The organism is Sphingobium sp. TomMM7A (assembly GCF_055397305.1).
The window spans coordinates 1,410,725-1,437,504 of record NZ_AP027311.1; the positions used below are offsets into that span (position 1 = coordinate 1,410,725).

Annotated in this window: 32 protein-coding genes and 1 tRNA gene; 13 read left to right on the forward strand and 20 right to left on the reverse strand. The window is 63.0% G+C overall.

Features of this window, described 5'->3' with window-relative positions; translation table 11 throughout:
- Position 1: 1 nt before the first annotated feature.
- Positions 2-910 carry a tyrosine-type recombinase/integrase gene (locus ACZ5ZH_RS07100; RefSeq protein WP_464771033.1) on the reverse strand — a complete coding sequence of 303 codons (909 nt, stop codon included), beginning with the start codon at positions 908-910 and terminating at the stop codon, positions 2-4.
- A 225-nt stretch (positions 911-1,135) separates the two neighbouring features.
- A complete protein-coding gene (locus ACZ5ZH_RS07105; protein WP_464771034.1) occupies positions 1,136-1,282 on the reverse strand; it encodes a lmo0937 family membrane protein in 147 nt (48 codons plus the stop codon).
- A gap of 191 nt (positions 1,283-1,473) precedes the next feature.
- Between ACZ5ZH_RS07105 and ACZ5ZH_RS07110 the strand changes: the two genes are divergently transcribed.
- Positions 1,474-1,641, forward strand: coding sequence for a hypothetical protein (locus ACZ5ZH_RS07110; protein ID WP_464771035.1), 168 nt, complete (start codon positions 1,474-1,476; stop codon positions 1,639-1,641).
- Here ACZ5ZH_RS07110 and ACZ5ZH_RS07115 read toward each other — a convergent pair.
- Complete coding sequence (locus tag ACZ5ZH_RS07115) at positions 1,634-1,873, reverse strand: hypothetical protein (protein ID WP_464771036.1); 240 nt, start codon at positions 1,871-1,873, stop codon at positions 1,634-1,636. The genes ACZ5ZH_RS07110 and ACZ5ZH_RS07115 overlap by 8 nt on opposite strands.
- A 75-nt stretch (positions 1,874-1,948) precedes the next feature.
- Positions 1,949-2,155, reverse strand: coding sequence for a helix-turn-helix domain-containing protein (locus tag ACZ5ZH_RS07120; RefSeq protein WP_464771037.1), 207 nt, complete (start codon positions 2,153-2,155; stop codon positions 1,949-1,951).
- 120 nt (positions 2,156-2,275) lie between these two features.
- Between ACZ5ZH_RS07120 and ACZ5ZH_RS07125 the strand changes: the two genes are divergently transcribed.
- From ACZ5ZH_RS07125 to ACZ5ZH_RS07155, 7 genes are all read left to right on the forward strand, one after another.
- A complete protein-coding gene (locus ACZ5ZH_RS07125) occupies positions 2,276-3,484 on the forward strand; it encodes a hypothetical protein (RefSeq protein ID WP_464775160.1) in 1,209 nt (402 codons plus the stop codon).
- A complete protein-coding gene (locus ACZ5ZH_RS07130; RefSeq protein ID WP_464771039.1) occupies positions 3,481-4,167 on the forward strand; it encodes a PDZ domain-containing protein in 687 nt (228 codons plus the stop codon). The genes ACZ5ZH_RS07125 and ACZ5ZH_RS07130 overlap by 4 nt, the downstream gene beginning before the upstream one ends.
- Positions 4,164-4,838 (forward strand): hypothetical protein, encoded by a 675-nt coding sequence (locus tag ACZ5ZH_RS07135; RefSeq protein WP_464771040.1) that lies wholly within the window; start codon positions 4,164-4,166, stop codon positions 4,836-4,838. The genes ACZ5ZH_RS07130 and ACZ5ZH_RS07135 overlap by 4 nt, the downstream gene beginning before the upstream one ends.
- Positions 4,838-5,230, forward strand: a complete 393-nt coding sequence (locus ACZ5ZH_RS07140; RefSeq protein ID WP_464771041.1) for a hypothetical protein — start codon at positions 4,838-4,840, stop codon at positions 5,228-5,230. Before ACZ5ZH_RS07135 ends, ACZ5ZH_RS07140 begins: the two co-directional genes overlap by 1 nt.
- Positions 5,231-5,429: 199 nt before the next feature.
- Entirely contained in the window at positions 5,430-6,059 is a 630-nt protein-coding gene (locus ACZ5ZH_RS07145; protein ID WP_464771042.1) for a DUF3489 domain-containing protein, read from the forward strand.
- Positions 6,031-6,435, forward strand: coding sequence for a DUF2924 domain-containing protein (locus ACZ5ZH_RS07150; RefSeq protein WP_464771043.1), 405 nt, complete (start codon positions 6,031-6,033; stop codon positions 6,433-6,435). Before ACZ5ZH_RS07145 ends, ACZ5ZH_RS07150 begins: the two co-directional genes overlap by 29 nt.
- A complete protein-coding gene (locus ACZ5ZH_RS07155; protein ID WP_464771044.1) occupies positions 6,432-8,093 on the forward strand; it encodes a recombinase family protein in 1,662 nt (553 codons plus the stop codon). The genes ACZ5ZH_RS07150 and ACZ5ZH_RS07155 overlap by 4 nt, the downstream gene beginning before the upstream one ends.
- A 191-nt stretch (positions 8,094-8,284) precedes the next feature.
- On the opposite strand, the gene ACZ5ZH_RS07160 is transcribed toward ACZ5ZH_RS07155, so the two are convergent.
- From ACZ5ZH_RS07160 to ACZ5ZH_RS07180, 5 genes are all read right to left on the reverse strand, one after another.
- Positions 8,285-8,361, reverse strand: a tRNA-Arg gene (locus tag ACZ5ZH_RS07160).
- 34 nt (positions 8,362-8,395) lie between these two features.
- Complete coding sequence (locus ACZ5ZH_RS07165; RefSeq protein ID WP_464771045.1) at positions 8,396-8,869, reverse strand: DUF1178 family protein; 474 nt, start codon at positions 8,867-8,869, stop codon at positions 8,396-8,398.
- Positions 8,866-9,696, reverse strand: a complete 831-nt coding sequence (locus ACZ5ZH_RS07170; RefSeq protein WP_464771046.1) for a carbon-nitrogen hydrolase family protein — start codon at positions 9,694-9,696, stop codon at positions 8,866-8,868. Before ACZ5ZH_RS07170 ends, ACZ5ZH_RS07165 begins: the two co-directional genes overlap by 4 nt.
- 5 nt (positions 9,697-9,701) lie before the next feature.
- Positions 9,702-9,959, reverse strand: coding sequence for a glutaredoxin 3 (gene grxC / locus ACZ5ZH_RS07175; RefSeq protein ID WP_449473447.1), 258 nt, complete (start codon positions 9,957-9,959; stop codon positions 9,702-9,704).
- A 44-nt stretch (positions 9,960-10,003) separates the two neighbouring features.
- Complete coding sequence (locus ACZ5ZH_RS07180; protein ID WP_464771047.1) at positions 10,004-10,753, reverse strand: double zinc ribbon domain-containing protein; 750 nt, start codon at positions 10,751-10,753, stop codon at positions 10,004-10,006.
- Between the two features lie 44 nt (positions 10,754-10,797).
- On the opposite strand from ACZ5ZH_RS07180, the gene ACZ5ZH_RS07185 reads away from it, so the two are divergent.
- Positions 10,798-11,646: a class I SAM-dependent methyltransferase gene (locus tag ACZ5ZH_RS07185; RefSeq protein WP_464771048.1), complete on the forward strand. Its 849-nt coding sequence runs from the start codon at positions 10,798-10,800 to the stop codon at positions 11,644-11,646.
- Between the two features lie 103 nt (positions 11,647-11,749).
- Here ACZ5ZH_RS07185 and ACZ5ZH_RS07190 read toward each other — a convergent pair whose 3' ends face one another.
- Complete coding sequence (locus ACZ5ZH_RS07190) at positions 11,750-12,718, reverse strand: acylglycerol kinase family protein (RefSeq protein ID WP_449473449.1); 969 nt, start codon at positions 12,716-12,718, stop codon at positions 11,750-11,752.
- Between the two features lie 6 nt (positions 12,719-12,724).
- Positions 12,725-13,219: a DUF2141 domain-containing protein gene (locus tag ACZ5ZH_RS07195; RefSeq protein ID WP_460986163.1), complete on the reverse strand. Its 495-nt coding sequence runs from the start codon at positions 13,217-13,219 to the stop codon at positions 12,725-12,727.
- A gap of 136 nt (positions 13,220-13,355) precedes the next feature.
- On the opposite strand from ACZ5ZH_RS07195, the gene lptF reads away from it, so the two are divergent.
- Together lptF and lptG are read left to right on the forward strand one after the other, a co-directional pair.
- Positions 13,356-14,567 carry an LPS export ABC transporter permease LptF gene (lptF, locus tag ACZ5ZH_RS07200; protein WP_460986164.1) on the forward strand — a complete coding sequence of 404 codons (1,212 nt, stop codon included), beginning with the start codon at positions 13,356-13,358 and terminating at the stop codon, positions 14,565-14,567.
- 3 nt (positions 14,568-14,570) lie between these two features.
- Entirely contained in the window at positions 14,571-15,671 is a 1,101-nt protein-coding gene (lptG, locus tag ACZ5ZH_RS07205; protein WP_464771049.1) for an LPS export ABC transporter permease LptG, read from the forward strand.
- Between the two features lie 82 nt (positions 15,672-15,753).
- Here lptG and ACZ5ZH_RS07210 read toward each other — a convergent pair whose 3' ends face one another.
- Positions 15,754-16,821 (reverse strand): fatty acid desaturase family protein, encoded by a 1,068-nt coding sequence (locus ACZ5ZH_RS07210; protein WP_464771050.1) that lies wholly within the window; start codon positions 16,819-16,821, stop codon positions 15,754-15,756.
- Between the two features lie 142 nt (positions 16,822-16,963).
- Here ACZ5ZH_RS07210 and ACZ5ZH_RS07215 point away from each other — a divergent pair, with 142 nt between their 5' ends.
- Positions 16,964-18,124: a GNAT family N-acetyltransferase gene (locus ACZ5ZH_RS07215; RefSeq protein WP_460986167.1), complete on the forward strand. Its 1,161-nt coding sequence runs from the start codon at positions 16,964-16,966 to the stop codon at positions 18,122-18,124.
- Between the two features lie 4 nt (positions 18,125-18,128).
- On the opposite strand, the gene ACZ5ZH_RS07220 is transcribed toward ACZ5ZH_RS07215, so the two are convergent.
- Entirely contained in the window at positions 18,129-19,019 is an 891-nt protein-coding gene (locus ACZ5ZH_RS07220) for a diacylglycerol/lipid kinase family protein (protein ID WP_464771051.1), read from the reverse strand.
- A gap of 72 nt (positions 19,020-19,091) precedes the next feature.
- Here ACZ5ZH_RS07220 and ACZ5ZH_RS07225 point away from each other — a divergent pair, with 72 nt between their 5' ends.
- Complete coding sequence (locus ACZ5ZH_RS07225; protein WP_464771052.1) at positions 19,092-19,973, forward strand: metallophosphoesterase family protein; 882 nt, start codon at positions 19,092-19,094, stop codon at positions 19,971-19,973.
- A 14-nt stretch (positions 19,974-19,987) separates the two neighbouring features.
- Here ACZ5ZH_RS07225 and ACZ5ZH_RS07230 read toward each other — a convergent pair whose 3' ends face one another.
- The 7 genes from ACZ5ZH_RS07230 to ACZ5ZH_RS07260 form a co-directional block, all read right to left on the reverse strand.
- A complete protein-coding gene (locus ACZ5ZH_RS07230; protein WP_464771053.1) occupies positions 19,988-20,506 on the reverse strand; it encodes a DUF2239 family protein in 519 nt (172 codons plus the stop codon).
- Positions 20,507-20,572: 66 nt separating this feature from the next.
- Entirely contained in the window at positions 20,573-21,346 is a 774-nt protein-coding gene (xth, locus tag ACZ5ZH_RS07235; RefSeq protein ID WP_464771054.1) for an exodeoxyribonuclease III, read from the reverse strand.
- Positions 21,347-21,560: 214 nt separating this feature from the next.
- Positions 21,561-21,887 carry an iron-sulfur cluster insertion protein ErpA gene (erpA, locus tag ACZ5ZH_RS07240; RefSeq protein WP_196224126.1) on the reverse strand — a complete coding sequence of 109 codons (327 nt, stop codon included), beginning with the start codon at positions 21,885-21,887 and terminating at the stop codon, positions 21,561-21,563.
- A gap of 81 nt (positions 21,888-21,968) precedes the next feature.
- Positions 21,969-22,694, reverse strand: coding sequence for a M23 family metallopeptidase (locus ACZ5ZH_RS07245; RefSeq protein ID WP_464771055.1), 726 nt, complete (start codon positions 22,692-22,694; stop codon positions 21,969-21,971).
- Positions 22,695-22,803: 109 nt separating this feature from the next.
- On the reverse strand, positions 22,804-23,613 hold the full coding sequence (locus ACZ5ZH_RS07250) for a ferritin-like domain-containing protein (RefSeq protein ID WP_464775161.1): 810 nt from the start codon (positions 23,611-23,613) through the stop codon (positions 22,804-22,806).
- Positions 23,610-24,071 carry a thioredoxin-dependent thiol peroxidase gene (gene bcp / locus ACZ5ZH_RS07255; protein WP_464771057.1) on the reverse strand — a complete coding sequence of 154 codons (462 nt, stop codon included), beginning with the start codon at positions 24,069-24,071 and terminating at the stop codon, positions 23,610-23,612. Before bcp ends, ACZ5ZH_RS07250 begins: the two co-directional genes overlap by 4 nt.
- Positions 24,055-26,775 carry a bifunctional [glutamine synthetase] adenylyltransferase/[glutamine synthetase]-adenylyl-L-tyrosine phosphorylase gene (locus tag ACZ5ZH_RS07260; RefSeq protein ID WP_464771058.1) on the reverse strand — a complete coding sequence of 907 codons (2,721 nt, stop codon included), beginning with the start codon at positions 26,773-26,775 and terminating at the stop codon, positions 24,055-24,057. Before ACZ5ZH_RS07260 ends, bcp begins: the two co-directional genes overlap by 17 nt.
- Positions 26,776-26,780: the final 5 nt, after the last annotated feature.

Sequence of the window (26,780 nt, forward strand, 5' to 3'; positions counted from 1 at the left end):
CTCAGCCGTCGGGCGCCGCCTGTTTCGGAGCGAGCACTGCCAGGCGGTCGAGCGGACTGATGACAGCGCGCGCCGTTCGGGTCGCAACTTTGGTGTAGCGGGCGGTCGTGCTCAGGTTCGCGTGGCCCAGCAGCGCCTGTATAACCCGAACATCCACCCCCTCTTCGAGCAAATGGGTGGCAAAACTGTGCCGCAATGTGTGAGGTCCGACCCGCTTGCCGATACCGGCCGCCTGTGCGGCTTCGACGACAACCCGATGCAGATGCCGGGGACTCATCGGCTTCAGATAATGCTGGCCGGGGAAGAGCCAGCCGTCGGCATGCATAACTCCCTGTTGCCGCCCTACCTTCCACCACTCACGCAACAGGGCGAGCAGATCGGCGGGGAGGATCGCATTACGATACCGGCCGCCTTTCCCCCGTTCGACTCTGATCAACATGCGCTCACTATCGATGTCGCGGACTTTGAGCATCGTCACCTCAGCGGCACGCAGGCCCGCCCCATAGGCAACGGACATAGCCGCCTGATGCTTCAGGCATGTTGTTGCCTGGAGCACACGGGCGACCTCTTCAGGACTCAGCACGACAGGCAACGAACGGGGATGCCTGACCTTGTAAAGCTTGCGGGAAAGGTCGGGCCGGTCAATGGTATGCGTGAAAAAGAAACGCAGCGCCGAGACGATACTGTTCATCGTAGGGGCGCCGACCCCGATCTCACGCTGGTCGATCTGAAACTGGCGTAGGTCTTCTGCCGCCGCTGTATCGGGAGGGCGCCCAAGATAGGCGGCAAACCGCGCGACATCGCGGATATAGTTGCGCTGGGTCTCACGCGTGAATTCGCGCATATTCATGTCATCGATCATGCGCTGACGCAGCGGACTGGCGGGCACTTCCAAGACGGGATCAATCATAGTTCGACTCCTTGGCTGAAAGGAGTCGCGATGGTCTGCCTGTGCCCGGCAACGCTCAACCAAAGCGCAATCTTAACGGGTCAGGACTGCCCTATATCCAGCCGCCGATCCCGCGCCAGCGGGTTCGTACATGTCCCCCTGCCTGCCGTTCAACTCGGCGGCTTACATCAGCAAGCCTAGTGGAGCCTAGGCATTTGCCGGAGCCTGCGAGCTGAACGACCTATGCTAAACCCTTCGACCTGTAACCAACTGATAAACTAGGACAATCACCGCCAGTACAAGCAGCAAATGTATAAGGCCTCCGCCAACCGGCACGACAAATGCGCCGAGTACCCAGAGAACGAGTAGAATAAGAAGGAGGGTCCAAATCATCGCACATCTCCCAACACATTACGCTAGGTAAACGGATCAGGACCTGTGACGTTCCTGGACCAGTCCGGCGCATTCGTCCCCGTCCCTGCCGCAAGCGGATAGACATTTCTCGCCAATTGCCCAAACTAGGCTTACTCTCAGACCTGCGGACAGTTCTTGCCCGTCCACTTTCCACATTGCATAGCGCGTGCATGGACGACGCTACGACAAAAGCGATACTGGCCGTGGTCGAGCGCATGGCGGAATGGATCCGGCATGATCTCGCTGCAAAGGATGGGGCCGTTCGCGCCCGTGCAGAGGAGACGCTTGCGGCCATGATCGCGAGCGCCCTTGGCAAACAGGCAGGTCAGCCTAGTTGATCTGCGACATACCCCCGCCTGCAATGATTTCGCCCGGGCGCGTGAGGATCACCAACGCCCGAGCCATTGTGTAAGCGTCACGCACCTGCGCTTCCAATGCCTCCGCGCGTTCATGCTGATCAGCGAGCATCTGCCGCCGCTGCCCTTGCAGGGCGAGCGTCGCGCCATCTTCCAGCTGCGCGGTCAGCAGCGCATAAAGTCGAGATATCAGTTCTGCTTGCTCGTCATCCATGCCTCACCTCAGGATCACGAAGGCCACTAGTGCCATGGAAGTCCAGACCCAGCTTAGCCGGCTCAGGCGGCAACGCTATCCGTTGAGGAGATCACCGGGCGGAATGGCGAAGGGGCCGGCGAGCTTCTCGACCACCGTGATCGTGGGATTGCGCCGTCCCCGCTCAATGTCGCTGACATAGGTGCGGTGAATGCCGGCGCGATCGGCATAATCTTCCTGGCTCCAGCCCTTCGCTTCGCGAAGGCGGCGTACATTAAGACCGAGGCGCGCCTGAATATCCACATCGATCTTAAAGACGGCATGTCGTCAATCGATCTACAGACGATCAGTGACATTTGCCTTGACTTGCCTCGCTGACGAAGCGTTTGTCCCGTCACTGATTGTCGACAGGGAGGCGCGGCCATGACTTTGGTAATGATCGATGAAGAAGGAGCGCGCGTCGTTCCTCGTGTGGCGCAAGGGGAGGCCAGGCGAGAGGCAGTGCTCCGCGACTTGATCGCCACACACCCGAGCATATTGCCGGTTCACGACCTTGACCCGAGCTACGGTCGGCTGATTACCATAACCCGAGAGTTATCGATCCCCGGCGTCGGCTTTATCGATGTGCTTCTCATGGACGAGCATGGCCGGCTGGTGGTGGTTGAGTGCAAGCTCTGGCGCAACCCGCAAGCGAGACGCGAAGTGGTCGGGCAGATCCTCGACTATGCCCGGGAACTCAGCCGCTTTGCCTATGAGGATCTGCAGCGGCAGGTCTCGATCGCGACGCGCCGCCAGGGCAATGTGCTGTTTCAGCTCGCCCAAGAGGCAGGCGGCATGCTGGGCGAAGCCGAATTCGTCGACCGGGTCACGCGCGACCTTGCTGCGGGACGCTTCCTCCTGCTGGTGGTGGGCGACGGCATCGCCGAGGGCACGCGGAGGATCGGTGAATATCTGCGCGATCAGCCAGGGCTCGCCTTTTCCTTTGGGCTCATCGAGATCGCCGAATACCGCCATGCGGACGAGGACGGCCATGAACACGTCATCATGCAGCCGCGCGTGCTGGCGCAAACCGCGGTGATCGAGCGCCACGTCATCCGCAGCGAAGTGCCGGGGCTGGTGATCGAGCCGACGCAGGGCGTCGAACCGGCAAACTCGCTGAGAACTTCGGCGCCGCGCTCCGCCTCCGACGCGAGCGGACGCTGGAACAGCTTCGTCGCGCGCTTCCTCGCCGACACCCGCTTCGATGATCCCGGGCAGCCTCCGCCACGGCGTGGCGGCAATGGCTGGATTCGGCTGCCACTGCCGCAGGGCCTCTATGTCAATCTCTATCGCAGCAGCGGCGAGGCCGCGGTCGGCGCGCAGGTGCGCTTTCCCGGGATCGAGGGCGCGGCGCTTTACGAGGCGCTGGTGGCCGACCGCGAGGCGATCGACGCCGAATGCGCGACCCGCGGCCTGCACCTTGACTGGCGCCAGGGCGAGGTGCCGGTGCTGAGCGCGGACGCTGCCTCGCCGCTGCCATGGGAGGATGCCCAAGAGGAGATCCAACGCGCCTGGCTCGGCGAAGCCGCCAACCAGTTCGTCAACAGCCTGCGTCCCCGGCTTCAGCGCCTCGGGCAGGAGATCGCCGCATGAAGGGGCTCGCGCAAGCGATCGCGCTGACCGCGCTTCTGGCATCCGGCACGGCCATGGCCAAGCAGCCCGAGCCGCCGCATGTCTATGGACCAGCCCCGGATTGGCGGAGCTTCCGCGAGCAGGGTCAGCGCGCGATCATCAGCCGGCTCATCGATCCGGATTCGGCCAAGATTCAGTGGCTCGGCGGCTATCACCAGGGTGGGTATCAGCCCTTCCTCGAACGGAAGGTCTTTGGCTATGTCGGCTGCGGCCTGGTCAACGCCCGCAATCATATGGGGGGCTATACCGGCGATCGGGCCTTCGTCGTGGTGATCGACCATGATCTGCTGCTGCGCGCCGATATCGACGATCGTCCAGGCAGCTTTGTCGCGCGGCAGTGCACGGCCGCGCTCCAGAGCGGACTCTTGCCGCCGGTGCCCAGCGAGGCCGCCGCCACGCCGCCCAGTTCACCCACCGGCCTTTCGCTCAAAGCCATGCCGGAAGGCGCCTATGTCAGCGCGGTTGCGCCGGGATCGGCGGCGGAAAAAGCGGGGCTGCGTCCAGGCATGGTGATCGAGACGATCAACGCCATTGCCCTCAAAGCTATGGGCGAGGCGATGATCAAGGTCATCGATGCGGCAGGACCAAAGGCGAGCCTCGGCATCATCGGGGGCAAGATGATCAATTTAGGGGGACAATCGTGACACACTGGAAATCTGCGGTCTACGCTGCGGTGATGGCTGCGGCGGGGACAATCTCGCCGGCGGAGGCGAAGAATGATTATGTGCTGGGCCCTCAACCGGTTTGGAGCGACTATAAGGCGCTGGGTGACGCTGCTCTGAGGGCACAGCTCCCCAATCCCGAAGCATGGAAGATCGAGTGGCCCTATGCCTATATTGCCGGCAACTGGCGGCATAAGGGCACGCATCGAGGCTATATGACCTGTGGCTTGCTCCGCACCGATCAGCCGGTGGATGGCCGCGCGGTGTTCCAGTTCCTGACCGTCATCGATCATGGGAAGGTTAGCATCGCCGATATCGGCCAGAAGGATCCCAAGACCGTCGTCAACTATTGGTGCGGACTCATGATCGCCAAAGGCGCGCTCCAGCCCGCGAGCCAGATGGAGCCGACCGAGCTGACGATCGCTAGCCTTGGCCTCACCATCCGGCCGATGCCCGAAGGCGCCTATGTCGTGAGCGCTGCCGATACGCCCGGCCACGCCCCTGGCCTGTCTCCCGGCATGCTCCTCACCCGCGCCAATGGCATCGGCTTGGCGGGCATGGGCGCCGCGATGGGCAAGCTGCTCGAGAGCGACGTGGCCGCCTGGAGTTTCGAGACCGCCACGGGCCAGCGGATCGAAGTGAAGCGGCCATAATGGCGAGTGGCTTCACCCTCGACTGGTATAATGGGTGGAGCCCCGAGCAGCGGCTCGCCACCCTGCCGGTGCAGCGCGACGCGATCGGCTCGGGTGCGCTCCAGCGGCCGGCACGCTGTTCGATTTGCAGCTTCGATCCCAAGGAGCATCCCGGCACGAGCAATTGCGTCTGGCTCCACGATGAGGATTACGCCGATCCTCTTGCCGCCTACGCCGTTTGCCGGCGCTGCCACCGCGCGCTGCACGAGAGGTTCGAGGACCCCTTGCTTTGGCTGGCCCTGGTTGAACGTCATGGAACGGGCGGTCAGTGGTTCGAGTTGCTGACCATGGATCCGGCATCCAAGCATCGGCCGTTCACGCAGACCTATCCCAATGGGCTGCCTCTGCCGTAGCGGCGGTGCCCACCGTTTGTTGGCGCCAGAAATCTTGCAAATCCTCGACATTCCCCTCGACTTCGCTGGCGAACGAAGCGAACGCTGTGGTCATGGAAAAGACGCGGCCTGAAGAGCGGCCGCCGCCCCGACGGTGACACGCCACGGGGCTTTGGGTGGTGGGAGCGGCACTGGGCCGCTCCGAACCAGGAGACCACCCATGAACAGCCTCGTCCGCCTGACCGACATCCAGCTGATCCTGCTCGCCACCGCCGCGCGGCGCGATAATGGCAGCCTGCTGCCGCCGCCCGAGACACTCGGCGAGGGACCCGCGCGCGTCCGCAAGGCGGTGGAATCCCTGATCCGCCGCGGCTTGGCGCAAGAGGTGGCGATCAAGAAGAGCGCCGATGCATGGCGCACCGAAGGGCGGCGCGCGATCGGGGTGGTGATCACCGACGCCGGCCGCGCGGCGATCGGGGTCGAGGCGGACGAGCCGGAGGTGGAGAAGCTGGGAGAGGCGAATGCACCCGCCGGTGATCTCGCGACGACGGCGGCCGAGATCAACACTCCCGAGCCGGAGCGGCCTACCACGGGCGATCCGGCTCCCACCATCGCCGCGCCTGCCGCCCACACCAAGGCCGCCCTGGTGCTCGAGATGCTCCGCCGGACGAGCGGCGCAACGCTCGATGAACTCAGCAGCGCCACCAGCTGGCTACCACATACCACGCGGGCGGCGCTCACCGGCCTGCGTAAGAAGGGGCACCCCATCGACAAGCGCAAGCGCGGCGAGGTAGCCTGCTACCATCTGGCGGCCAGGCCTGATGCGTGGGCTTGCAGTCCGCATCGCTGAGCTGGAGGCGATGAAGCCGACGGCGCTCAAGGCGGAATGGCTACGGATGCATGGGGTAGGACCGCCGCGCATCGCCGCCAGCCTGCTCGCCCGCGCGCTCGCCTTTGACGCCCAGTGTGCGGCGCAGGGCGGCGCGGGCGAAAAGATGCGGCAGCGGCTGATGGGCATGGGAACAGGGCGCACGGCTGCCACGCCTGTCCTCGCACCGGGAACACAGCTGGTGCGCGAATGGGGTGGGACAAGCCATTATGTGCTGATGGAAGACAAAGGCCGCTGCAGCTACAGGGGGCAGAGCTTCGCGTCGCTCTCCGCCGTCGCCCGGCACATCACCGGCGCGCATTGGTCCGGACCTCGCTTCTTCGGAGTGAAGCCATGACGCAAAAGAAGCGCCTGCGCTGCGCCATCTACACCCGAAAGTCGACCGAGGAAGGGCTCGATCAGGCATTCAACAGCCTGGACGCGCAGCGCGAGGCCTGTGAGGCCTATGCGCTGAGCCAAAAGAGCGAGGGCTGGTCGGTGCTCCCCACCCTCTATGATGATGGGGGCTACTCGGGCGGCAGCATGGAGCGCCCTGCCCTCGCGCGGCTGCTTGCTGACATGCAATCGGGCAAGGTCGACATCGTCATCGTCTACAAGGTCGATCGTTTGACCCGCAGCCTTAATGACTTTGCCCGCATCGTCGATGTGTTCGATGCGGCGGGCGCCTCGTTCGTGTCGGTCACTCAGCAGTTCAACACCACCACCAGCATGGGGCGGCTCACGCTTAATGTGCTGCTCAGCTTCGCGCAGTTCGAACGCGAGGTGATCGGCGAGCGCATCAGGGACAAGGTCGCGCAGTCCAAGGCCAAGGGTATGTGGATGGGTGGCCCAGTGCCCCTCGGATACGATGTGGTCGATCGCAAGCTGGTTCCGAACGCTGCTGAGGCAGAAACGGTCAGGCATATCTTCCGGCGGTATCTTGCCGTCCCTTCGGTCCTGGTGCTGATGGAGCGGCTGAAGGAAGAAGGCATCGTCACCAAACGCCAGCTCATGCGCGACGGAACAACGCGGGGAGGTCAGTTCTTTGTGCGGGGGCCGCTCTATCATCTGCTCGCCAACCCAGTCTATATCGGCAAGGTCCGTCATCGCGATCAGCTCTATGATGGAGAACATCCCGCGATCATTGATCAGGCACTGTGGGATGCGGTGCAGGCCAAACGGGCAGACAGCATCGGGACGCGCCGCGACAACGGCAACAGCCAGCACAACAGCCTACTCACCGGCCTGATCCGAGACCATATCGACCGGCCGATGTCGCCCAGCCATGCGGTCAAGGCCAAGCGGCGTTACCGTTACTATGTGTCAAACATGGCTTCGGCGGTCGATGGCGCAGCTGCAAAAGCGCCCGCTCTGCGCTTGCCGTCAGCTGAGCTGGAGCGAACGACCATCTCTGCGCTAACCAATCTGCTGGTCGATCAGCCTACCATCCTCTCCCTCCCACAGGCCGATGCGCGCGCGCTTCATCGTCGGCTTGAGATGAGTCGGTCCTTGGCATCGACGTTGCAGCAGGCGGCAAGGGTCAAGGTTCGGCAGCATTTCTTGGCAATGGATTTAAGCGTGATCGTTCATCCCGACGGGATCGACGCATCTATCAGTCAGCGCAGACTCGTTGCGCTGCTCGATGGTGAGGTCCCTGCTTCAATGGATGACGGCATCCGCATGACGATCATCATTCCCACCATGGCAGATCGGCGCGGACGCAATCTCAAGCTCGTGCTCGGTTCACAAGAGCAATTTCCACCCCGAGTTGATCCCAACCTTGTTGCGCTCCTCCGCAAGGCGGAAGCGGCAAGGCAGAAGCTATTCGACGGCATCGCTTGCGCTCCCGCAGACCGCGAAGTTGAACGCGTTGCACGGCTTGCATTCCTGGCGCCCGACATTATCGGTGCAATCGTGGAAGGGCGCCAGCCGCCTTCGCTCACTCCGCGTGCGCTGATGAAACAGCCGAGCATACCGCTTGACTGGAAAGATCAGCGTAAGCTCCTCGGCTTTTAGACACCTTCCAAAATCGTGGGACACTCAATAGGGCCTCGTGAGACACGAGGCCTTTTTCGTGAGCAAGGGCGACAAAACAACGTCTCAGTGGCCCACGATTTTCGGGCAGGTGCCCCAAAGCGCGCAGAACTGCGCGATTCTCAGGGCCCTACGCATAGCCGCCCCAGAACTCTTCCGAATAGGAGAATGTGTGGTGCACCCGACGGGATTCGAACCCATGGCCCTCAGATTAGGAATCTGATGCTCTATCCTGCTGAGCTACGGGTGCCCGGTGACGGCTCTATGCTGCGTCGCAGGCGCGGTCAATTCTTCGCTTCGGGCGGCACGACCGGAAACAGCAACGGAGCAACCTCCACGCCTTCCGATATCAAGGCGCGGGCTTCCTCGGGCGCCACTTCGCCGTGGATGCTTGCCCGGTCCTTCTCACCATAATGCATGGCGCGGGCATGTTCGGCAAAGCCCCTGCCGACCCAGGTCGAATCCTCCAGAACCTTTGACTGCGCCTGCGCCAGCGCCTGCATCATCTCACGCATCCGACCTTCGTCGCCCGCCATGGCCACCGGCGCGGTCGAGGTAGCAACCGGCGCTTCCGCCCGGCGGCTGTTTCCTTTGGCGGCGATAGCGGGCGCCATCAATGCCTTCGACACCTCCGCATCGCCGCACATGGGGCAGGCCAGCAGGCCGCGAGCCACCTGATCCTCATAGTCCGCGCTCGATCCGAACCAGGCTTCGAACACATGGCCATGGGCGCCGCATTTGAGGTCGAAAACAATCACGAAATGGTCACATCCGCTGGAAGGTTGCGCCGGTTGGCAATCGCAGGCACGCGCCCGCGCACGTCCTCTACGCGCGACAGGTCGATCTCGGCAAGGGATAGTCCCGCCGCCTCTCCCATGTCGAGCAAGACCTCACCCCAAGGATCGATGACCAGACTATGCCCGTAAGTTTCGCGCCCGTCCTCGTGGCGGCCGGTCTGCGCCGCCGCGATCACGAAGCACCCAGCTTCGATCGCACGGGCGCGCAGCAGGACATGCCAGTGCGCCTGCCCGGTCGGCACGGTGAACGCGGCAGGCATCAGCAACATCGTGGCGCCTGCATTGGTCAAGGCGCGGTAAAGGTCGGGGAAGCGCATGTCGTAACAGACCGACAATCCGATCCTTGCCCAAGGCGTATCGACCGCCACCACCTCTTCCCCCGGCCGATAGACCGACGATTCCCGCCAGCTTTCCCCGGTCGCCAGATCGACATCGAACAGATGGATTTTGTCGTAACGCGCCCGAATGCCGCCCTTGTCATCGATCATGAAGCTGCGGTTGACCCAGCGGCCATCGCCACCTTCTTCCTTGAGCGGCAAGGAACCAAGATGCACCCACAGGCCATGCCGAGCGGCCGCCTCGCGAACGGCGTTTAGCACCGGATCGTCAGCCTCACTGCGCAGGGTATCCGCAGCCCGCGCACGGTTCCGATCCAGATATCCCGCCATTTCCGGCGTAAACAGCATGTCCGCGCCCTGTTCGGCCGCGCGTCCCGCCATCTCGACGATGGCGGCCGCATTCGCGGAGGGATCAATCCCGCTCGTCATCTGGAAGATCGCGGCCCGCATGACGCTTATAGTCCCAGCAACGGGTTCAGCTTGCCCTGACGATCCAGCGCCGCCATGTCGTCGCTGCCGCCAATATGCCTGCCGTCGATGAATATCTGCGGCACCGTGGTCCCGCCATTGGCGCGATCCAACATTTCGCCGCGCTTCGGGCCGCCCATCGTGATGTCATATTCGTCAAAGGCCACGCCCTTGCCTTCCAGCAGCGCCTTTGCCCGCGCGCAATATCCGCACCATGCCTTTGTGTAGATTTCCACCTTCGCCATTCGATACTCCTTGCGCGCTGAAATTGTGGCTGAACGGAGCTTTGTCAATCAGTGCCTTCCGCGCCTTCCGGCAAAGCCCGCGCCCAGCACAACAGATGAACGCTGGACGCCCCGCCCCGTTTCAGCACCCGCGCGCAAGCAGCCGCAGTCGCGCCGCTGGTATGAACATCGTCGATCAGCAACACCGCCCTGCCTTTGACGCCATGATCCTTAGCCAGTGCAAAAGCGCCCGCGACAGCCTTGGCCCGCTGTCGCGCATGCATACTCCGCAGCGGCTGCGTGGCACGGACTCGAAGCAGCGCATGCTTGTCCACCGGCAGCCCTGAAGCCCTGCCAAGATGATCCGCGATCAGCGCCGCCTGATTGAAGCCCCGCCACCACAGCCGCCACCGATGCAACGGCACCGGCACGACTAACGGCGGTGCATCGAAGGCGGGCAAGCGCCGAGCCATATGCCGCGCGATCAGGCGCGCCAGACTGATGCGCCGCCCATATTTCAGCCGCAACGCCACCGTCCGCGCGACATCGCCATAGGCCAGCACCGCCCGCGCGCTGTCGAATGGCGGCGGATCGGCAAGGCAGGCGCCGCATGCCGCGTCCCCGCCCCTATCATGTTCGAACGGCACGCCACATCGCGCGCAGCATGGTTCGCCCAGAAAGCGCATCCCGCTCCAGCATGTCAGGCAAAAGGCATCGTCGGCATTAACGATGACGCCGCATCCGGGGCAACGCGGCGGCAGCGCATAGTCGAGCGCCGGGCGAACAGCGCTCTTGAGAAGAGAAGCGAGATGCATGATCGCCCTTGTTCCCGCTCCGGCACCGATGCACAAGGCCCGCCATGAGCCAGCCCGACATCTTCGACCGCACATTGCGCGCCAGGCGGCGGGACCGGATGATGCCGCACTTCGCCGAGCATGACTTTCTCTATCGCGCGATGCTGGACGAATTGCTCGACCGGCTGGCGGATGTTCAGCGTGACTTGTCCGAAGTTCTCGTCATCGGCTGCCCCGACGGCAGCGCTCGCGCCGCGCTTGAAACCATGGGGAAGACGGTAATATGCACCGACCCCGGCTTCGCAGCCGCGAGCGCGCAGGGCGGCGTGCAGGCGGAAGAAGACGCGCTCCCCTTCGCCGACGACAGTTTCGACCTCATCATCGCATGCGGCACACTGGACAGCGTCAATGACCTCCCCGGCGCGCTCATCCTCATGCGGCGCATCCTGCGGCCCGACGGCCTGCTGCTCGCGGCCTTTACCGGCGCGGGCACCCTGCCCCGCCTGCGTACAGCGCTGATGGCCGGAGAAGGCGACCGCCCCGCCCAGCACATCCATCCGCAAATCGACGTGCGCGCGGCAGGCGACCTGCTGAGCCGAGCCGGTTTCGCCATGCCAGTGGCGGACAGCGAGACGCTGACCGTGCGCTACGGCGACATATTACGCCTGATGCAGGACCTGCGCGGTATGGGCGCAGGCAATGTGTTGGCGTCCCATCCCCCGGCGCTGCGCCGCGAGACATTGATCGGCGCGAGCCAGCACTTCTCGGCCGCCGCAGATGCTGATGGGCGCACTGCGGAGGATATGGCGATCCTGTATCTGAGCGGGTGGAAACCCGATTCCAGCCAAGCCAAGCCAGCCCGGCGGGGCAGCGCGACTGTGTCACTGGCGGATGCGCTCAAGCGGAAGGGATAACCTCTCCCCTATTCCCGTTCGCCCTGAGCCTGTCGAAGGGCTCAATTTTTAAAAAAGAGAAGGGCTTCGACAAGCTCAGCCCGAACGGAGTTGAGGGCAACCCTCAAGCCGCCAGCCGCAGGAAAGGCACCGGCTCCGTCGATCGCAACACGATCGGCTTGCCTTCCGAAGCCTCAAACAGCTCACCGTCAAGAATGACGCTGCTTCGGTCGCCCTCGATCCGGATGATATCGCCCTGCTCCAGATGCACGCCCTGCACCTGCGACTTGCCGACCCGCCGGGTGATGCTCGCCCAGGCCAGCCGCAAAAGCGCGGCCAGACTCTGGTCCACCGCCATCAGTTTCATGTTCCCGCGACGGCTGTCCCCCGCCTGCACGCCCAGCAGCAGCCGGTCGAGCGTTGTCACGATCAGCACGGCAAAGCGCCCCGCCAACTGCCCTTCCCGAATCAGCGAGATGCGCACGGGATGGCTCGATTGCGGCAGGAACCGCGCGCGAATGCCGAAAACCAACGACACCAGCACCGCTATCACGGTCAGGAAATGGCTAAGCCCATTGGACAGGCCAAGCGGATAAATCTGGTTACGGCAGTAAAGCATGTAATCGGCAAGCCCCGCGCCGCCCAGGAACATGCCCAGCACCGGCCTCGATTCTGCACCTCCGTCGGACAGCGCGATCAGCTCACGCGCCACGACATGATCGTCCACGCCCGCCTTGGCGATCTGAACGATCCGTTCCAGCGCCTTGATCGGATCGCCATGGATGCCAAGGTCGAGCGCGATCAGATTGGTCTTGCCGTTGGGCAGCACCGCGATCGGCGGCACGCGGCCCTTGAAATGCTCACCCTGATACAGTTCCGTCAGCGCCGCCTGCACCGTCCCGTCGCCACCATTGATGACGATGACCACCGGATCGACGCGCGCGATGGTTTGCAACGCGCGGCCGATCTGATCGACATGCTCCACCTCATAATGGAAGATGTCGGGATTGCTCGCGCAGTAACTGCGCACGCGCGGCAGCGTCTGCCGGTTGCCCGTCGACTTGGGATTGGACAGAAGCGCGACCCGGACCATCAGAACTCACATATATTGAAGTTTAATGGTGATCCGCGTCACACCCGGACCAACCTTCACCGCAGCCTTTTCGACCGACGGCTTGCCCAGGTTGAAGATGCTGATCGACGGATTGTTGGAAAAACCACCGCCGTCGCGCGAAATGCTCGTCTTGCCATTGCCGTCCCGGTCGTGCCGGACCGCAATCGCGTATCTACCCGGTTCGGGCACCGGCATGCAGAATCGCATCCCGTCGCTGCCGGAGCGAACCGCCGTGTCGATCCGGTTCAACCACGCACCCTTCGCCAGCCAGGCACTTTTGGTCGCGGGATAGGATTGCACGCGGACCTTGCCCGTCGCGGCGGCAAAACCCCGAACGTCGATCAGCAGCGCCGGACCCTTCGCGGACGGACCACAACGATCCAGCTCGTTTCCGATTTCCTGCCCGTGAGCCAAGGCCGGGATAGAGGCAAACACTGCCCCAGCCGACAAAAGGCCCATCGCAACTTTGAACATGACCATCCAACTCCGTGAAGCTATAGCCGCCCGATGAAACCGGACGGCGAGCCCCTGTTCGCCCCCGCGAACTTCATTTCCTTGACTCTGCTATGGGCGGGGTTTGCGGCCAAATCATGGTGATGGGACGACCACATAGAGAATGCTGACCGCCACCGACCGATATCTCGCCCGTCTGATTGCGCTGCCGATGCTCGGCACGCTGGTCATTTCCGCGATGCTGCTAGTGCTCGACAAGATGCTCAGCCTGTTCGACTTCGTGGCGGCGGAGGGCGGCCCCGTCAGCGTCGTATGGCGCATGCTCGCCAACATGATGCCGGAATATCTGTCACTCGGCATTCCGATCGGCCTGATGCTGGGCATATTGCTGGCGTTCCGCAAACTTGCCCTGTCATCGGAACTGGACGTCATGCGCGGCGTCGGCCTGTCCTACGGCCGCCTGCTGCGTGTCCCCTATATGTACGCGATCGCGCTCGCCCTCCTCAATTTCGGCATCGTCGGCTTCGTTCAGCCGCTCTCCCGGCACGCCTATGAGGCGCTGCGTTTCGAACTGCGCTCGGGCGCTCTAGGCGCATCGATCAAGGTCGGCGAGTTCACCAGCCTGGGCAAGCGCATGACCCTGCGCATCGAACGCAGCCTGGATGAAGGCCGCAATCTTCAGGGCATCTTCGTGCGCGCCGCTGGCAAGGATGGCCAGACCGTCGCGGTGACCGCCGCGCAAGGCAGCTTCCTGGCGACGGACGATCCCGATACCATCATCTTCCGCTTGCGCGATGGGGTGCTGGTCAACGACGCGCCCAAATATAAGTCCCCGCGCATCCTTTCCTTCTCCAGCCACGATCTGCCGATCGACCTGCCGCAGATAGAGCGTTTCCGTGGCCGCAGCGTGGACCGGGAAAAGACCATCCCTGAACTTGCGGTGATGGGTCATGACCCCACGACACCCGAAAAGCTGCGCTATGAAATTCGCGCCAACTTCCACTTCCGCCTGGTGGAGGTGGCGATGATGATGCTTCTGCCGCTCGCGGCCCTCGCCTTCGCCATCCCGCCCAAGCGATCGACATCCGCACTCGGCGTCTTCCTCTCGATCATCTTCATCGTGACCTATCACAAGATCAACGAATATGGCCAAGGCGTCGGCTCACTGGGCAAAGTTGATCCGATCATAGCACTCTGGACGCCATTCCTGCTGACGGCCGTACTGATCATGTGGATGTATCATGTTGTGGCGCACCGCCCGGGCGGCCAGCCGATCGGCGCCCTCGAATATGCCTTTGCAAAGCTCGGCAAGCAGATCGCGAAACTGCTTCGCTTCGGGCGAAAGCGGGTGACCACCGCGCAGGGAGCAGCCTGACCCATGCAGTTCGACTTCTTCCCCTCGCCCCAGATCAGCTGGTATATGGCGCGCCTGTTCCTGACGCGGACCTTCGCCGTGCTGGCGCTGCTGGTCGTCGTGCTGCAAACGCTCGACCTGCTGGGCGAGTCAGGCGATATCCTGGCCTATGCCGGTAACGGCGATGCGCAGCTGTGGCATTATGTCGGCCTTCGCATACCGCAGATCATAGCGCGCTTCCTCCCTTTCTCGGTGCTTCTTGGCACGCTCATCATGCTCGCGGGCATGAACCAGAATAGCGAGATCGTATCGATGAAGGCGGCGGGCCTGTCCGCGCACCAGATATTGGCGCCGCTGATCGCCTCCGCACTCGGCGTCGCCATCATAAGCTATGCTTTCAACGAACGCGTGGTAGCCCGCGCAACCGCTTCGCTCAGCGCTTGGCAGGCCGTTGATTACGGCCCCATTCCCGCAGACAGCGGCGTAAAGTCAAATCCCTGGGTCCGTGACGGCAACAACCTCGTCACCGCCGCGATCGTCGCGGGTCGGGGCAATAATGTGCAGCTACGCAAGGTCGAGATTTTCAACCGTGTTAACAATAGCCTGACGACCATCGTCCAAGCTCCGCGCGGCCATTATGATGCGGCGAGCAAGAGCTGGTTGCTGGAGGATGCGCGCCAGTTCGACGTTGCGCGCGGCACGGAACGGCAGGTTGGCACCGTCCGCTTCGGCCATGCGATCCGGCCCGATCAGTTTACTCTGGCAAAGGTCGATCCTGACGCCCTGACTTTCTCGGAACTACGCGCCGCCATCGCCGACCTGCGCGACGCGGGACGTCCGACCGCGGAACTGGAAGGCAGCCTATGGCACAAGCTGTCCGGCCCGCTTTCGGCCCTGCTGATGCCGATCCTGGGGTCCGTCGCCGCCTTCGGCCTAGCGCGCTCGGGCCAGTTATTCGTGCGCGCCGTGATGGGGATGGCCCTCGGCTTTGCCTATTTCGTCGCCGACAATTTCTCGCTCGCCATGGGCAATCTCGGCGCCTACCCGCCCATCCTCGCGGCCTGGGCGCCTTTCTTCCTCTTCCTGCTCGTGGGCGAAACGGTCCTGTTCAGAACGGAGGAATAAGCCTCTTTTCAGTCCGTCATCCCAGCGTTGAAATGAGGCGCGTGACTCATTTCAACTGGGATCTCAGGCCCAACGCGACGGCTTAACGCCGAACCATAGTACTGCGCGCAATCTTCCCCACCAGCGGCCACATGCCCGCATAATTGCCGCGATGATAAGGCGACTCCTCGCCCAAGGCCGCGATCAACCGCGCATGCGCCTTGCCCAGCGCATGATAAGGCACACTCGGTAACAGGTGATGCAGCGCATGATAGCGCAGCCCCACCGGCGCCCAGATCGCGGCCAGCGGCGAAGGCGGCGGCACATTCACCGAATCCAGATATTGCGCCGTCACCGTCATCGCATCGCCCTCATTCTCCCAAAGGTGCGCGACCAGCGTGCGAAGCTGGTTGATGACGGTCATGCCCGAATGCACAGCCATATAGACGAGCAAAGGCTTCCATCCAAAAACGAACACGCTGGCGACCAGGGCAAGCGCAAACAGCGAAGCGCCCGCCTCCTGCCAAAGCCAGCGGCGGCGAAACTCCCCTTCCGGCGCCCGGCGGCGATAGGCGGGGTTGATCGACAGCGCCGAAAATTCGGCGACGACCTTGCGCCGTAGCGCGGGCACGAAGAGGCTGAGCGGCGCCAACACGCCATAGCGCAGGATCAGACCCACGGGCGCCAGCGACGCGATCAGGATGAACAAAGGCAGCGACCATGGCTTCATCAACGCCAGCGGCAGATATTCCGGATCGTTCGCCGTGCCGTAGCGGGTGCGCGCATGATGCTGCGTATGCACATCCTCATACATGAAGGACGGGATCATCAGCGGAATGCCGACCAGCAGGTTCCAGCCCAGCCGGAAACCGGGAAGCGCGTCCCTGCGGATATGCGTCAGCTCATGGATGAAGCTCGCCGCGCGATAAAGCGCCAGCATCGCCACCAATCCGCACAATAGCGCCAATGCGACACTGTTCGCCACGATCGCCCCAGCGAGCGCCGCATAGCCGATCAGCGCCGACGCCAGCAGGTCCGGCCAGTAAATTCTCGGGTTCGCCACCGCAAATTCGCGCGACAGTTCCGCTGCGGCGCGCAGCATCGCCGCGTCATCCGGAATCGAGGCGCGCTTGACGGCCGCGCCCGCTATGATGGGATCATGCACAGTCATGCAGGCGCTCCTAAATGGTAAATGCGCTGAAATCGTGGCAGCGGCATGACAGCTTCGCCTTGGTACGTCATCAGGCGCGCACCGGATTGACAATGTCGTAACAAGCGCCGAACTGCTCCGGTCCTTTAGCGAAAGCTCTGCCGTGGCTACTCCGAATCTGGTAATAACCCCCGTCACTTCCAAGGCCGACAAAAAGGCGTTCGTGGACTTGCCATGGCGCCTGTACGCCAATGACCCCAACTGGGTGCCGCCGCTCAAGAGCGAAGTTTACGGTGTCATAGAGCCCAGCAAGAACCCCTATTTCGGCCATGCCGAGGCGCAATATTTCCTGGCCCGTCGCGATGGCCGGGTCGTCGGCCGCATCTCCGCCCATATCGATCATCTCGCGCTCGCCCAGCCGGTTGAACAGGGCATGGGTCCGGGCACCGGCAATTTCGGCTTTTTCGAAGCGGAGGACCCCGAAACCGGAAAGGCGCTGATCGAAGCGGCGGAAAGCTGGCTCCGCGCCAAGGGCATGACCCGCGTGTTAGGCCCCATTTCCCTCTCGATCTGGGAAGAACCGGGCCTTTTGATCGAAGGCCATGACCATCCCCCCACAGTGATGATGGGCCACAACAGCCCCGCTTATCAGGCGATGATCGAGGGCGCGGGCTACCAGCCCGTCAAGCAGCTCAAGACGTACGAACTCGACATCACCAACCCCTTCCCACCCCTCATCCAGCGGATCGTCTCGTCCGGCGAAAAGAGCGACCGCATCCGCATCCGCCAGGTCGACAAGTCGAAATTCGACGCCGAGGCGGCCATCCTGCTCGGCATCCTCAACGACGCCTGGGGCAGGAATTGGGGTTTCGTCCCGATCACCGACGCCGAAGTCGCGCATACCGGCAAGAAGCTGAAGCCCATTGTGTTCGAAGACCTGATCATGATCGCCGAACTCGACGGCGAGCCGGTCGCCTTCATGATGACCCTGCCCGACCTCAACGAAGCGACCGCGCCATTGAACGGCTCCCTGCTCCCCTTCGGCTGGGCCAAGCTCCTCTGGTGGCTGCGCAAACCGCAAGTCCGCACCATGCGCGTACCGCTGATGGGCGTGGTCCAGAGGCTCCAATCCTCCCGCCTTGCCAGCCAGCTCGCCTTCATGATGATCGAATATATCCGCCGCAACGCCGTCAGCCGCTATGGCGCAACGCGGGGTGAGCTCGGCTGGGTGCTCGACGACAATCAGGGGATGAACGCCATCGCAGATGCCATCGATGGCAAGGTGAACAAGATCTACCAGATCTACGAAAAGAACCTCGCCTGAAAGCCTAACCCGGCACCGCCACATCAATAGCGCCCGCGGCAACCTTGACCGTTGCGGGCGTCCTCGCGACCACCTCGCCATCGATCGAAATGCGCTGCCTAGGCTGCGTCTCGATCCGAAAAGACTGGCCCCGAAACTCCTCCGTCTGCGCATCCCTGTCGCGCAGCTTGAAGAATTTAGCGTACCAGTCCCACGCCAGCCGCGCATGGCTGCGCCCCACCACCGCCTGAACCACGATCTCGCCGCTATCCACGTCGGCACGATCGGACAGTTCGACCCCGCCATGATAAGGTCCGTTCAATATCCGCACTTCGGTCGACCACATCCGCCGCTCGGCCTGGCCGTCATCGATCATCAACCGGAACGCCCGAAACCCGACCGAACATTTTACCGCCCAGATCAGATAACCGATCCGCCCCAGATAGCGCTTCAGCTTGTGCGGCACCGTTTTCCCGATCATCGGCGACAGCCCCAGCGACGCCGCGTTGACGAAATAATCGTGATCGATCATCCCCAGGTCAATGCGCCGCCGCCTGCCCTGCGCGATCACCTGCACGGCCCCATCTAGATCCAGCGGAATGCCGAGCGTCCGCGCAAAGCTGTTGGCCGTGCCAAGCGGCAACACGCCAAACACGCAATCCTTCCCCACCAGCTCATCCACCGTCCCGGACAATGACCCATCACCGCCGCCCACGATGACCATCGGCGCACCATTGCTCACCGCCTCGCGTACCGTCTCCTGCAATCGCTCGGGATCGCGCACCGCATGGGCCGCAATCAAGCGCACCCCCGCCGCCTCCAGCTTCTCCCGCGCCTGTTGGAAAAGCGCCTCTCCCTTCCGGCTGTGAACATTGACAATCAGCGCCGCATCGCGCGGCAGGGAGTTCGTTTCCATGCCCCAACAACTCGCCAGAACCCCATCGGCTCCTCACCGCAACAAATCCGCGTGAACAGTCGTTGGAAAGCCATGGCTCGCATCGCTCACCTGTCCGACATCCATTTCGGCGCCAACGATCCCAAAATAGTATCCGCCACCGAAGCCTGGCTGGAACGCAGCCAGCCCGACCTGGTCATCATCAGCGGCGATTTCACGCAGCGCGCCCGCGTCGATCAGTTCCGCGCCGCCTCCGCCTGGCTCAATCGGCTACGCGCGGCGGGCATGCGCCTGCTCGTCATTCCGGGCAATCATGACGTGCCGCTCTATGACGTGGTCCGCCGTTTCGCCGCCCCCCTGGAACGCTACAAACGCTATATCAGCAATGAGCTTTGCCCCTGGTATGAGGATGAAAAGGTCGCGATCCTGGGCATCAACACGGCCCGTTCGCTGACGATCAAGGACGGGCGCATCAACCATGACCAGATGAAGATGATCGAAGAGCGCTTCGCCCCGGTCGCACCGGAAAAGACGCGCATCCTCGTCACTCACCACCCCCTGTTCGCCATGCCCATCGGCAAGGGTGGAGAGCTGAGCGAAGCGGTCGGCCGCCATGATGACGCGGTCGAAGCCGCAGCCGCAGCCGGAATCCACATCGCCCTCGCAGGCCATTTCCACCGCACCTATGCCGAAGCAGCGCAGAAGATGGTCGCCGACGCAGGCGGCGCGCTAGTAATTCAGGCAGGCACCGCGACATCGACCCGCCTGCGCAACGCCGAACCGCAAAGCTTCAACTGGCTCCACGTCCACCGCAGCGACCGGATCGAGTTGCAAGTCATTGTCTGGGACGGCGCCAGCTTTCAGCGCGGCCACCATGTCGAATATAGCCGGGACGCCGCCGGATGGCAGGCACATGAGCTGGACGACCCGACCGCTCGCCCCGGCATCAGCGTGGCGCAAGCCGCCCGCGCCTGAGCGCCCGACGCTGATCAGGCGAATGCAGGGGCAGCCAGCCCCAACGCATGATCGCGGATCGCGACCGGCCAATCCGCACACAGTTCCTCGAACGCAGCCTGATCCCTCGCATACAGCGCGCGAATGGCCGCTTCATAACCGGGCCGGTCCCCTGCCATCACCGTCAGGAAATGATAGGCGGCGTCCATGGCGACGCGCGGCGGCATCAATCCTTCTGAAGCCTTTCGCGCCTGCTCCACCAATTGTCGCAACGTCGCCGACGCTCCGCCGGGCTGAGCCGCCAGCCATTCCCAATGACGCGGCAACAGCGTGATCTCCCTCGACTGCACGCCCATTTTCGGCCGCCCTCGCCCCCGTTGCTCCTGATCGGCGGAAGCATGGAGGTCGATATCGACCTGGCGCCCGGTCATGTCATCGAACAGCAGGACGCCTTGCGCATCGTCGGCCATGGCCTTCAGCGCCCGCCGCATTTCCCCTTCGTCGCCAGCGGCGACCACATGTTCACCCGCAAAGGCCGTAAAACGCCGTGTCACATCGAATCTCCTTCGACGCGACAAATATTACCCGGATAATATAGAGTCAATTATTCCCGGGTAATATTACGCGCTCAGTTCAACCCATGTCGGCGCATGGTCGCTCGCCTTCTCCCGTCCGCGAAAATCCTTGTCCACCTGTGCGTCGATCAGGCGATCGGCCGCCGCCGGGCTCAGCAGCAGATGATCGATCCGGAAACCGGCGTCACGCGGCCAGGCGTTCATCTGATAGTCCCAATAGGTCCACACCCCACCAGCCGGGTGTCGGCTCGCAATCGCATCGGTCCACCCGTCACCCAGCAGGCGGCGGTAAGCGGCCCGGCTTTCCGGCTGCATCAGCGCGTCGTCCGCCATGGCCTTGACCGAATAGACGTCCCGGTCGCGCGGGATGACATTATAATCGCCAGCAAGAATGGCGGGCACTTCCTCCGCCCAAATCTCCGCCGCCCGGTCGCGCAGACGTTTCATCCAGCGCAGCTTGTAATCGAATTTCGGCCCCGGCTGCGGATTGCCATTGGGCAGGTAGATGCTGGCCACCCGAACGCCCTTCACATCGGCTTCGATATAGCGGCTATGTTCATCCTCGGGTTCACCTTGCAGGCCCCGCCGCACCTCGACCGGCGTCTCGCCGCGCGCCAGGATGGCAACGCCGTTAAAGCCCTTCTGCCCGTGCCAGATCGCCCCATAGCCGACATCCTCAATGTCCTTCAGCGGGAATGTCTCGTCCGAAGTCTTGATTTCCTGAAGGCAGGCGACATCTGGCTGCGTCTCGCTCAGCCATTCCAGCAGGCGCGGCAATCGCGCCTTGATGCCGTTGATGTTGAAGGTCGCGATGCGCATGGGGCTCTTCTCCTCCCGCGCATCCCTAAAGAGAATAGCCCCCCTTATACAAGGGACAGACAGCCGGTGATTAGCGCTTGGTGGTGCAATTCTTCAGCACCGTTCGCCCTGAGCCTGTCGAAGGGCTCTACTTCTCTTCAAGAAGAAGCGGGCTTCGACAAGCTCAGCCCGAACGGGTGAAAGCGTCAAAAGCGAACAAAAGCCCAGCCCGTGATTAAATGGAAAAGCTCGACCCGCAACCGCAACCAGCGGTGGCATTCGGGTTCGTCACCTTGAACGCCGATCCGCCGAGGTCGGAAACAAAATCAACGGCAGCACCCCGCACCAGATCCAGGCTCACATCATCGACGACCAGCGTCACGCCGTCCCGTTCGACGGCCACATCCTCCGCCTCCACCGCATCGGCGAGGCCAAAGCGGTACTGAAAGCCCGAACATCCGCCACCCTCCACGGCCAGTCGCAGGATCGCGGGCTTGCCTTGCTTGGCGGCAATCGCAGCCACGCGGGCAGCGGCGGAAGGGGTAAGGTCAATGTCAGCCATGGCGCCTAGATAAGATCAAGCAAAAGGCCCGGCAACCCATTGGTGCCGAGCCTTTGCAAAGGATAAGCGGCGTAGCGCGGATTATTCCGCGTCATGCTCCTGCGCTTTCGTCGGGCCGCCCATGGCGATCGGCGGTTTCGTGTTCATCGCTACGAGAACATCGGGACCGACGACGAACGGCATGGGGTTGATCGCCTGGCCGTCCACGCGGACTTCATAATGAAGGTGGCTGCCGGTCGAACGCCCGGTCGATCCCATCAGGCCGATCAACTGGCCGCGATGCACATAGCTGTTGGGGGCCGCGATCAGCTTCGACATATGGCCGTAACGGGTCTCAAGACCGCCGCCATGGGAAATCTGCACCAGATTGCCGTAACCGCTTGCCCAACCGGCGCGGCTGACGATGCCGTCTGCCGTGGCGTAAACCGGGGTGCCGACGGGTCCGGGAATATCGATACCCTTGTGCATCCGCGCGCCGCCGTTGAACGGGTCGGAACGAACACCAAAGTTGGAGGTCAGCGACAGTCTTTCGACAGGCCGACCGGTCGGAATATTGTTGCTGGCCGCCTTTACGCCGCCGTCCAGCCGCTGAAGGCTGGAGAAAAGATTGGAAAAGCCGATATCTGCCGGGCCAAGCCCGCTGGTATTGATTTCCGTTGCATCGCCATAAGGATCGTCGGCGACAGGCTTGGCCTGCGCAGGCATCGCGGCGCACAATGCGCTCACTACGCCTATAGCCCCAATGGATTTACACGCAGACAGGAACCATCGCGCGCTACGCGCATTATTCGAACGAAGAAACAACATGCCGACCCCGACTTATCCTCCGGAGGCTTTTTGAGCCTCTCGGCGCTCCCCGTGTTGACCAAATGCGACCTAAATCGCCACCCGCGTCATCAAAAGGACATTTCCCGCTTCATTGTGCAAGCGCGCCGTAAAAATCCAGCGTTAAACCGGCTTGTCGACGCGCCGAGTCGTTGAACGGCGGTTTCAGCGCCCCGCGAAAATGGCGTTTTACAAGGATTTGGTAATGATTTGCGGGGGTCAGCCCCTCTCGGTTCGCCGCATGACCAAACCAACTTGTCCCGGCTCTAACGTGGCGAATCTCATCTGTCATAATGCGGCGCAACATGCGCGCGGATGCTTTGTCCCCCACCTCTTCGAACCGCACGATCGTGGCGGGCGTGATGTCCAGCGCCCGCGCTTCCAGCACCATGGGAACGATGGCTAGCCGCGCCATGGCATCCCCTGCGGTTTCGGTAGCGGCCTGCCACAGCCCGTCATGGGCAGGCAGTTGGCCATAAAAGCTTCCCATTTGCCGCAGACGCCGGTCCAGCAGCGCGAAATGCATCGCCTCTTCGGCGCCGACCTGCATCCAGTCATCGACGAAGGCTTGCGGAAACTCGCTCCCGAACCGGCCGATCAGGTCGAAGGCAAGGTCGATCGCGACGAACTCGATATGCGCCAAGGCATGCAGCATGGCGATCCGCGCCCGGTCAGAGCCGATCTTGCCGCGTTTGGGCATCTGATTGGCGGGAAGCAGGGCGGGAGCGTCGGGCCGCGCAGGCGTGTCGGGCATCGCGGCATCGAACCGATGCGCCAACCGGCCCTGCCTCCAGGCACGGGCCACCGCGCGCGCCGCCATCAGCTTGTCCCGTGGCTCTGGAGTCATCAGCACATGAGCGCAGGCTTGCCCCACACTCTCAATCTCGACCGGCAAATTCAAAGCGCCTTCACGGCCTCCAGCACTTCGGCAGCATGGCCCTTCACCTTCACCTTGGGCCAGACGCGCACAATCCTGCCCGTTCCGTCGGCAAGGAAGGTCGCACGCTCGATCCCCATATATTTCCGGCCATAAAGCGACTTTTCCACCCAAGTGCCGAACGCCTCGCACGCCTCCCCCGGCTCGTCGGATGCGAGCGTCACGTTCAGGCCGTATTTGTCCGCGAACTTCTTGAGCTTCGCGGGCTTATCCTTGGAAATGCCGACCACCGGCACGCCCAATGCCGCATACTCACCCGCCAACTCGGTGAAGTCCTTGGCCTCATTGGTGCAGCCGGGCGTATCGGCCTTGGGGTAGAAATAGACGACGACCGGCTTCCCCTTGAACCGATCCAATGTGAAGTCGACGCCATCGGCATCCTTCAACGTCACGCTCGGCAGGGCATCACCGGCTTCCAGCATCTTCTTCCTCCGAATAGGGCGCGGACAGCGCTGCCCAGGCATCGCTCACCCTTTGCCGGGCCTGCGCATAGCTTTCAAGCAGCGCGTCCCAGCTTTCGACACCACATGCCCGTGCAACGACCGGCCGGGTGGCCTCCGGCGGCTCGGTCGATTTGGGCGACACCAGCCGCGACACGATCAGGAAGCGCGTGATCAGGTCATGCGCATCAATCAGGTCGGCTGGAAGATGACCCGCCTCGACCAGCTCATCCAAAGCGGCGCGCAAATCAGGACTGAACGCCATATTATGCTTGAACTGCGACACGTGGATCAGGAACTCCAGATCCACCAGCCCCCCCGGCACCAGCTTGACGTCCAGCTCGCTGGCAGGCGGCTTGTGCGCGGCGATGTCGCGGCGCATCTTCACCGCCTGACGCGCCAGCTCCGGGAAATCGCGCGGCCGTTCCAAAGTCTCGGCCAATATCGCGCTCAACGCCGCACGGCCGCTATCCGACCCGAAAACCGGCCGCGCGCGCGTCAGCGCCAGATGTTCCCAGGTCCACGCTTCCTCGCGCTGATATTTGGCAAAGCTGTCCAGACTGACCGCCAGCAACCCCTGCGCGCCCGACGGCCGCAACCGCGTATCCACCTCATAAAGCGGCCCCGCCGCCGTCTGCACCGATAACGCATTGGTTATGCGTTGCCCCAGCCGGTTGAAATACTGCGTAGCCCCCAACGGCTTTCTTCCATCGGATTCCTTCATGAAATCGCCGGAAAAAAGAAAAACCAGATCCAGATCCGAAGCATGCGTCAAAACGCCGCCGCCCAGTCGGCCAAGCGCAAGGATAAGCATCTCGCCACCCTGCACCCGCCCATGCACCGCCTCAAATTCCCGGACGGTCGCACTCGCCAACGCCTCGATCGCCGCCTCCGCCACCCGCGAATAGCCACGCCCTGCTTCCAGCGGATCACCGCCGCGAATGATCTGCGCACCCAGCGCAAATCGCCGATCATTAACCCGCTGCCGCACCCGGTCCAGCAGCGCCTGATAATCCTCCCCCGCTTCCAATTGCGCGAACTGTTCCGCAAGTTGCTCCACGGCAGGCGGCGGATCAAAAGCGGACGTATCGATCAGCCCATCGAGCAGTTCGGCCCGCCGTCCCAGCGCATCCGCCAGCGTCGGCGCATGACTGAGCAACTCCGCCATCAGCTCTGCAAGCCCCGGCCGCGCGGCAAGCAGCTTGAAGAAGTTGATGGCGCTCGGCAGCCTGCCGATCAGGTCATCAAGGCGGTTCAGCGCCCGTACCGGATCGGGCGCCGCCGCCAATGTGCGCATCAATCCCGGCAGCAAATCTTCCAGCGCTTCCCGCGAAGCCGTGCTGCGCAACGCCCTGATGCTGCCCGTGCGCCAGCGAGCGATACGCGCGACCGGAGCCTGCGGATCAACAAAACCCATTTCCGCCAGCTGCGCCGCCAGCCGGTCCTCGTCATGCGAAAGCGACTCTGATTTTTCAGCGGGCGTCAGCTGATCGTAATTGGCCCCCACCCATTCCACCTTCGGGCGCAGCAGTTCGATCAAGTCCCCGCCATTGTCCAAACCATGAAGCCGCGCGACATTGTCCATCGCTTCGGCGGCCTTGGGCAGCTCATGCGTTTGCCGATCCTCGACCATTTGCAACCGATGCTCGATCGTGCGGAACAGCACATAGGCTTCGTCCAGCTTGTGCGAGACTTCCAGATCGAAGACCCCTGCCGCCGCCAGCGCTCGCAGCGCCTCGCGCGTATTGCCCGATCTTAGCGCCGGATCGCGCCCACCATGTATCAATTGATGGGTCTGCGCGAAAAACTCGACTTCCCGAATGCCGCCACGTCCCCGTTTCAGATCATAGCCCGGCCCGAAAGCCTGACCCTGCGCATAATGGTCGCGGATCCGTCGCGAAATGTCGGTGATCGCGTCGATCGCACCGAAATCCAGGTTCCGCCGCCAGACGAACGGACGAATCTGCTGCATGAAATAATCGCCCAGCGCCAAGTCACCGGCCGCAGGGCGCGCGCGGACGAAAGCGGCCTGCTCCCAACCCATCGCCGTCGATTCATAATAGCCGATCGCCGCCTCAACCGGCAGCGCGATGGGCGTGGCTTCGGGAGAAGGACGCAGCCGCAAGTCGACGCGAAAGACGTAGCCATCGCCGTCCCGCGCATTCAAAAGCTCGCTCACCCGCCTGCCGATCCGCACTGCCGCATCAGCCGGGTCCTCCCGCTCCCCATGCGGCAGGGTCGTCGGGTCATAAAGCAGGATGGGATCGATATCGGATGAGTAATTCAGCTCGCGGCTGCCATGCTTGCCCAATGCCAGCACGACAAATCCCTTCGGCTCGGCACCCGGATACCGCTCGGCAAATGTGGCGCGCAGTGCTTCTTCCAAAGCCTGGTCGGCAAAATCCGACAAGGTGCGCGTCACCCGATCCAGATCCCAGGCGCCCGACAGGTCCGCCGCCGCCGTGACCAGCGACAATGCGCCCTTCCGCCGCCGCAGCGATTTGGCGATCCCCTCTTCCGCTCCCGATACGTTTTGGGCCGCCTTCAGCGCAGCTTCGACGTCTCCACCTTCGAGCAGGTCAACCACTTGGGGAAACCTGTCCATCTGTCTGGCGAGGAAAGGCGAATGCCCACGCATCCGCGCCATTGCCGCCGTCCAGTCCGCCACCGCAATCTCTCCTGTCATACCGT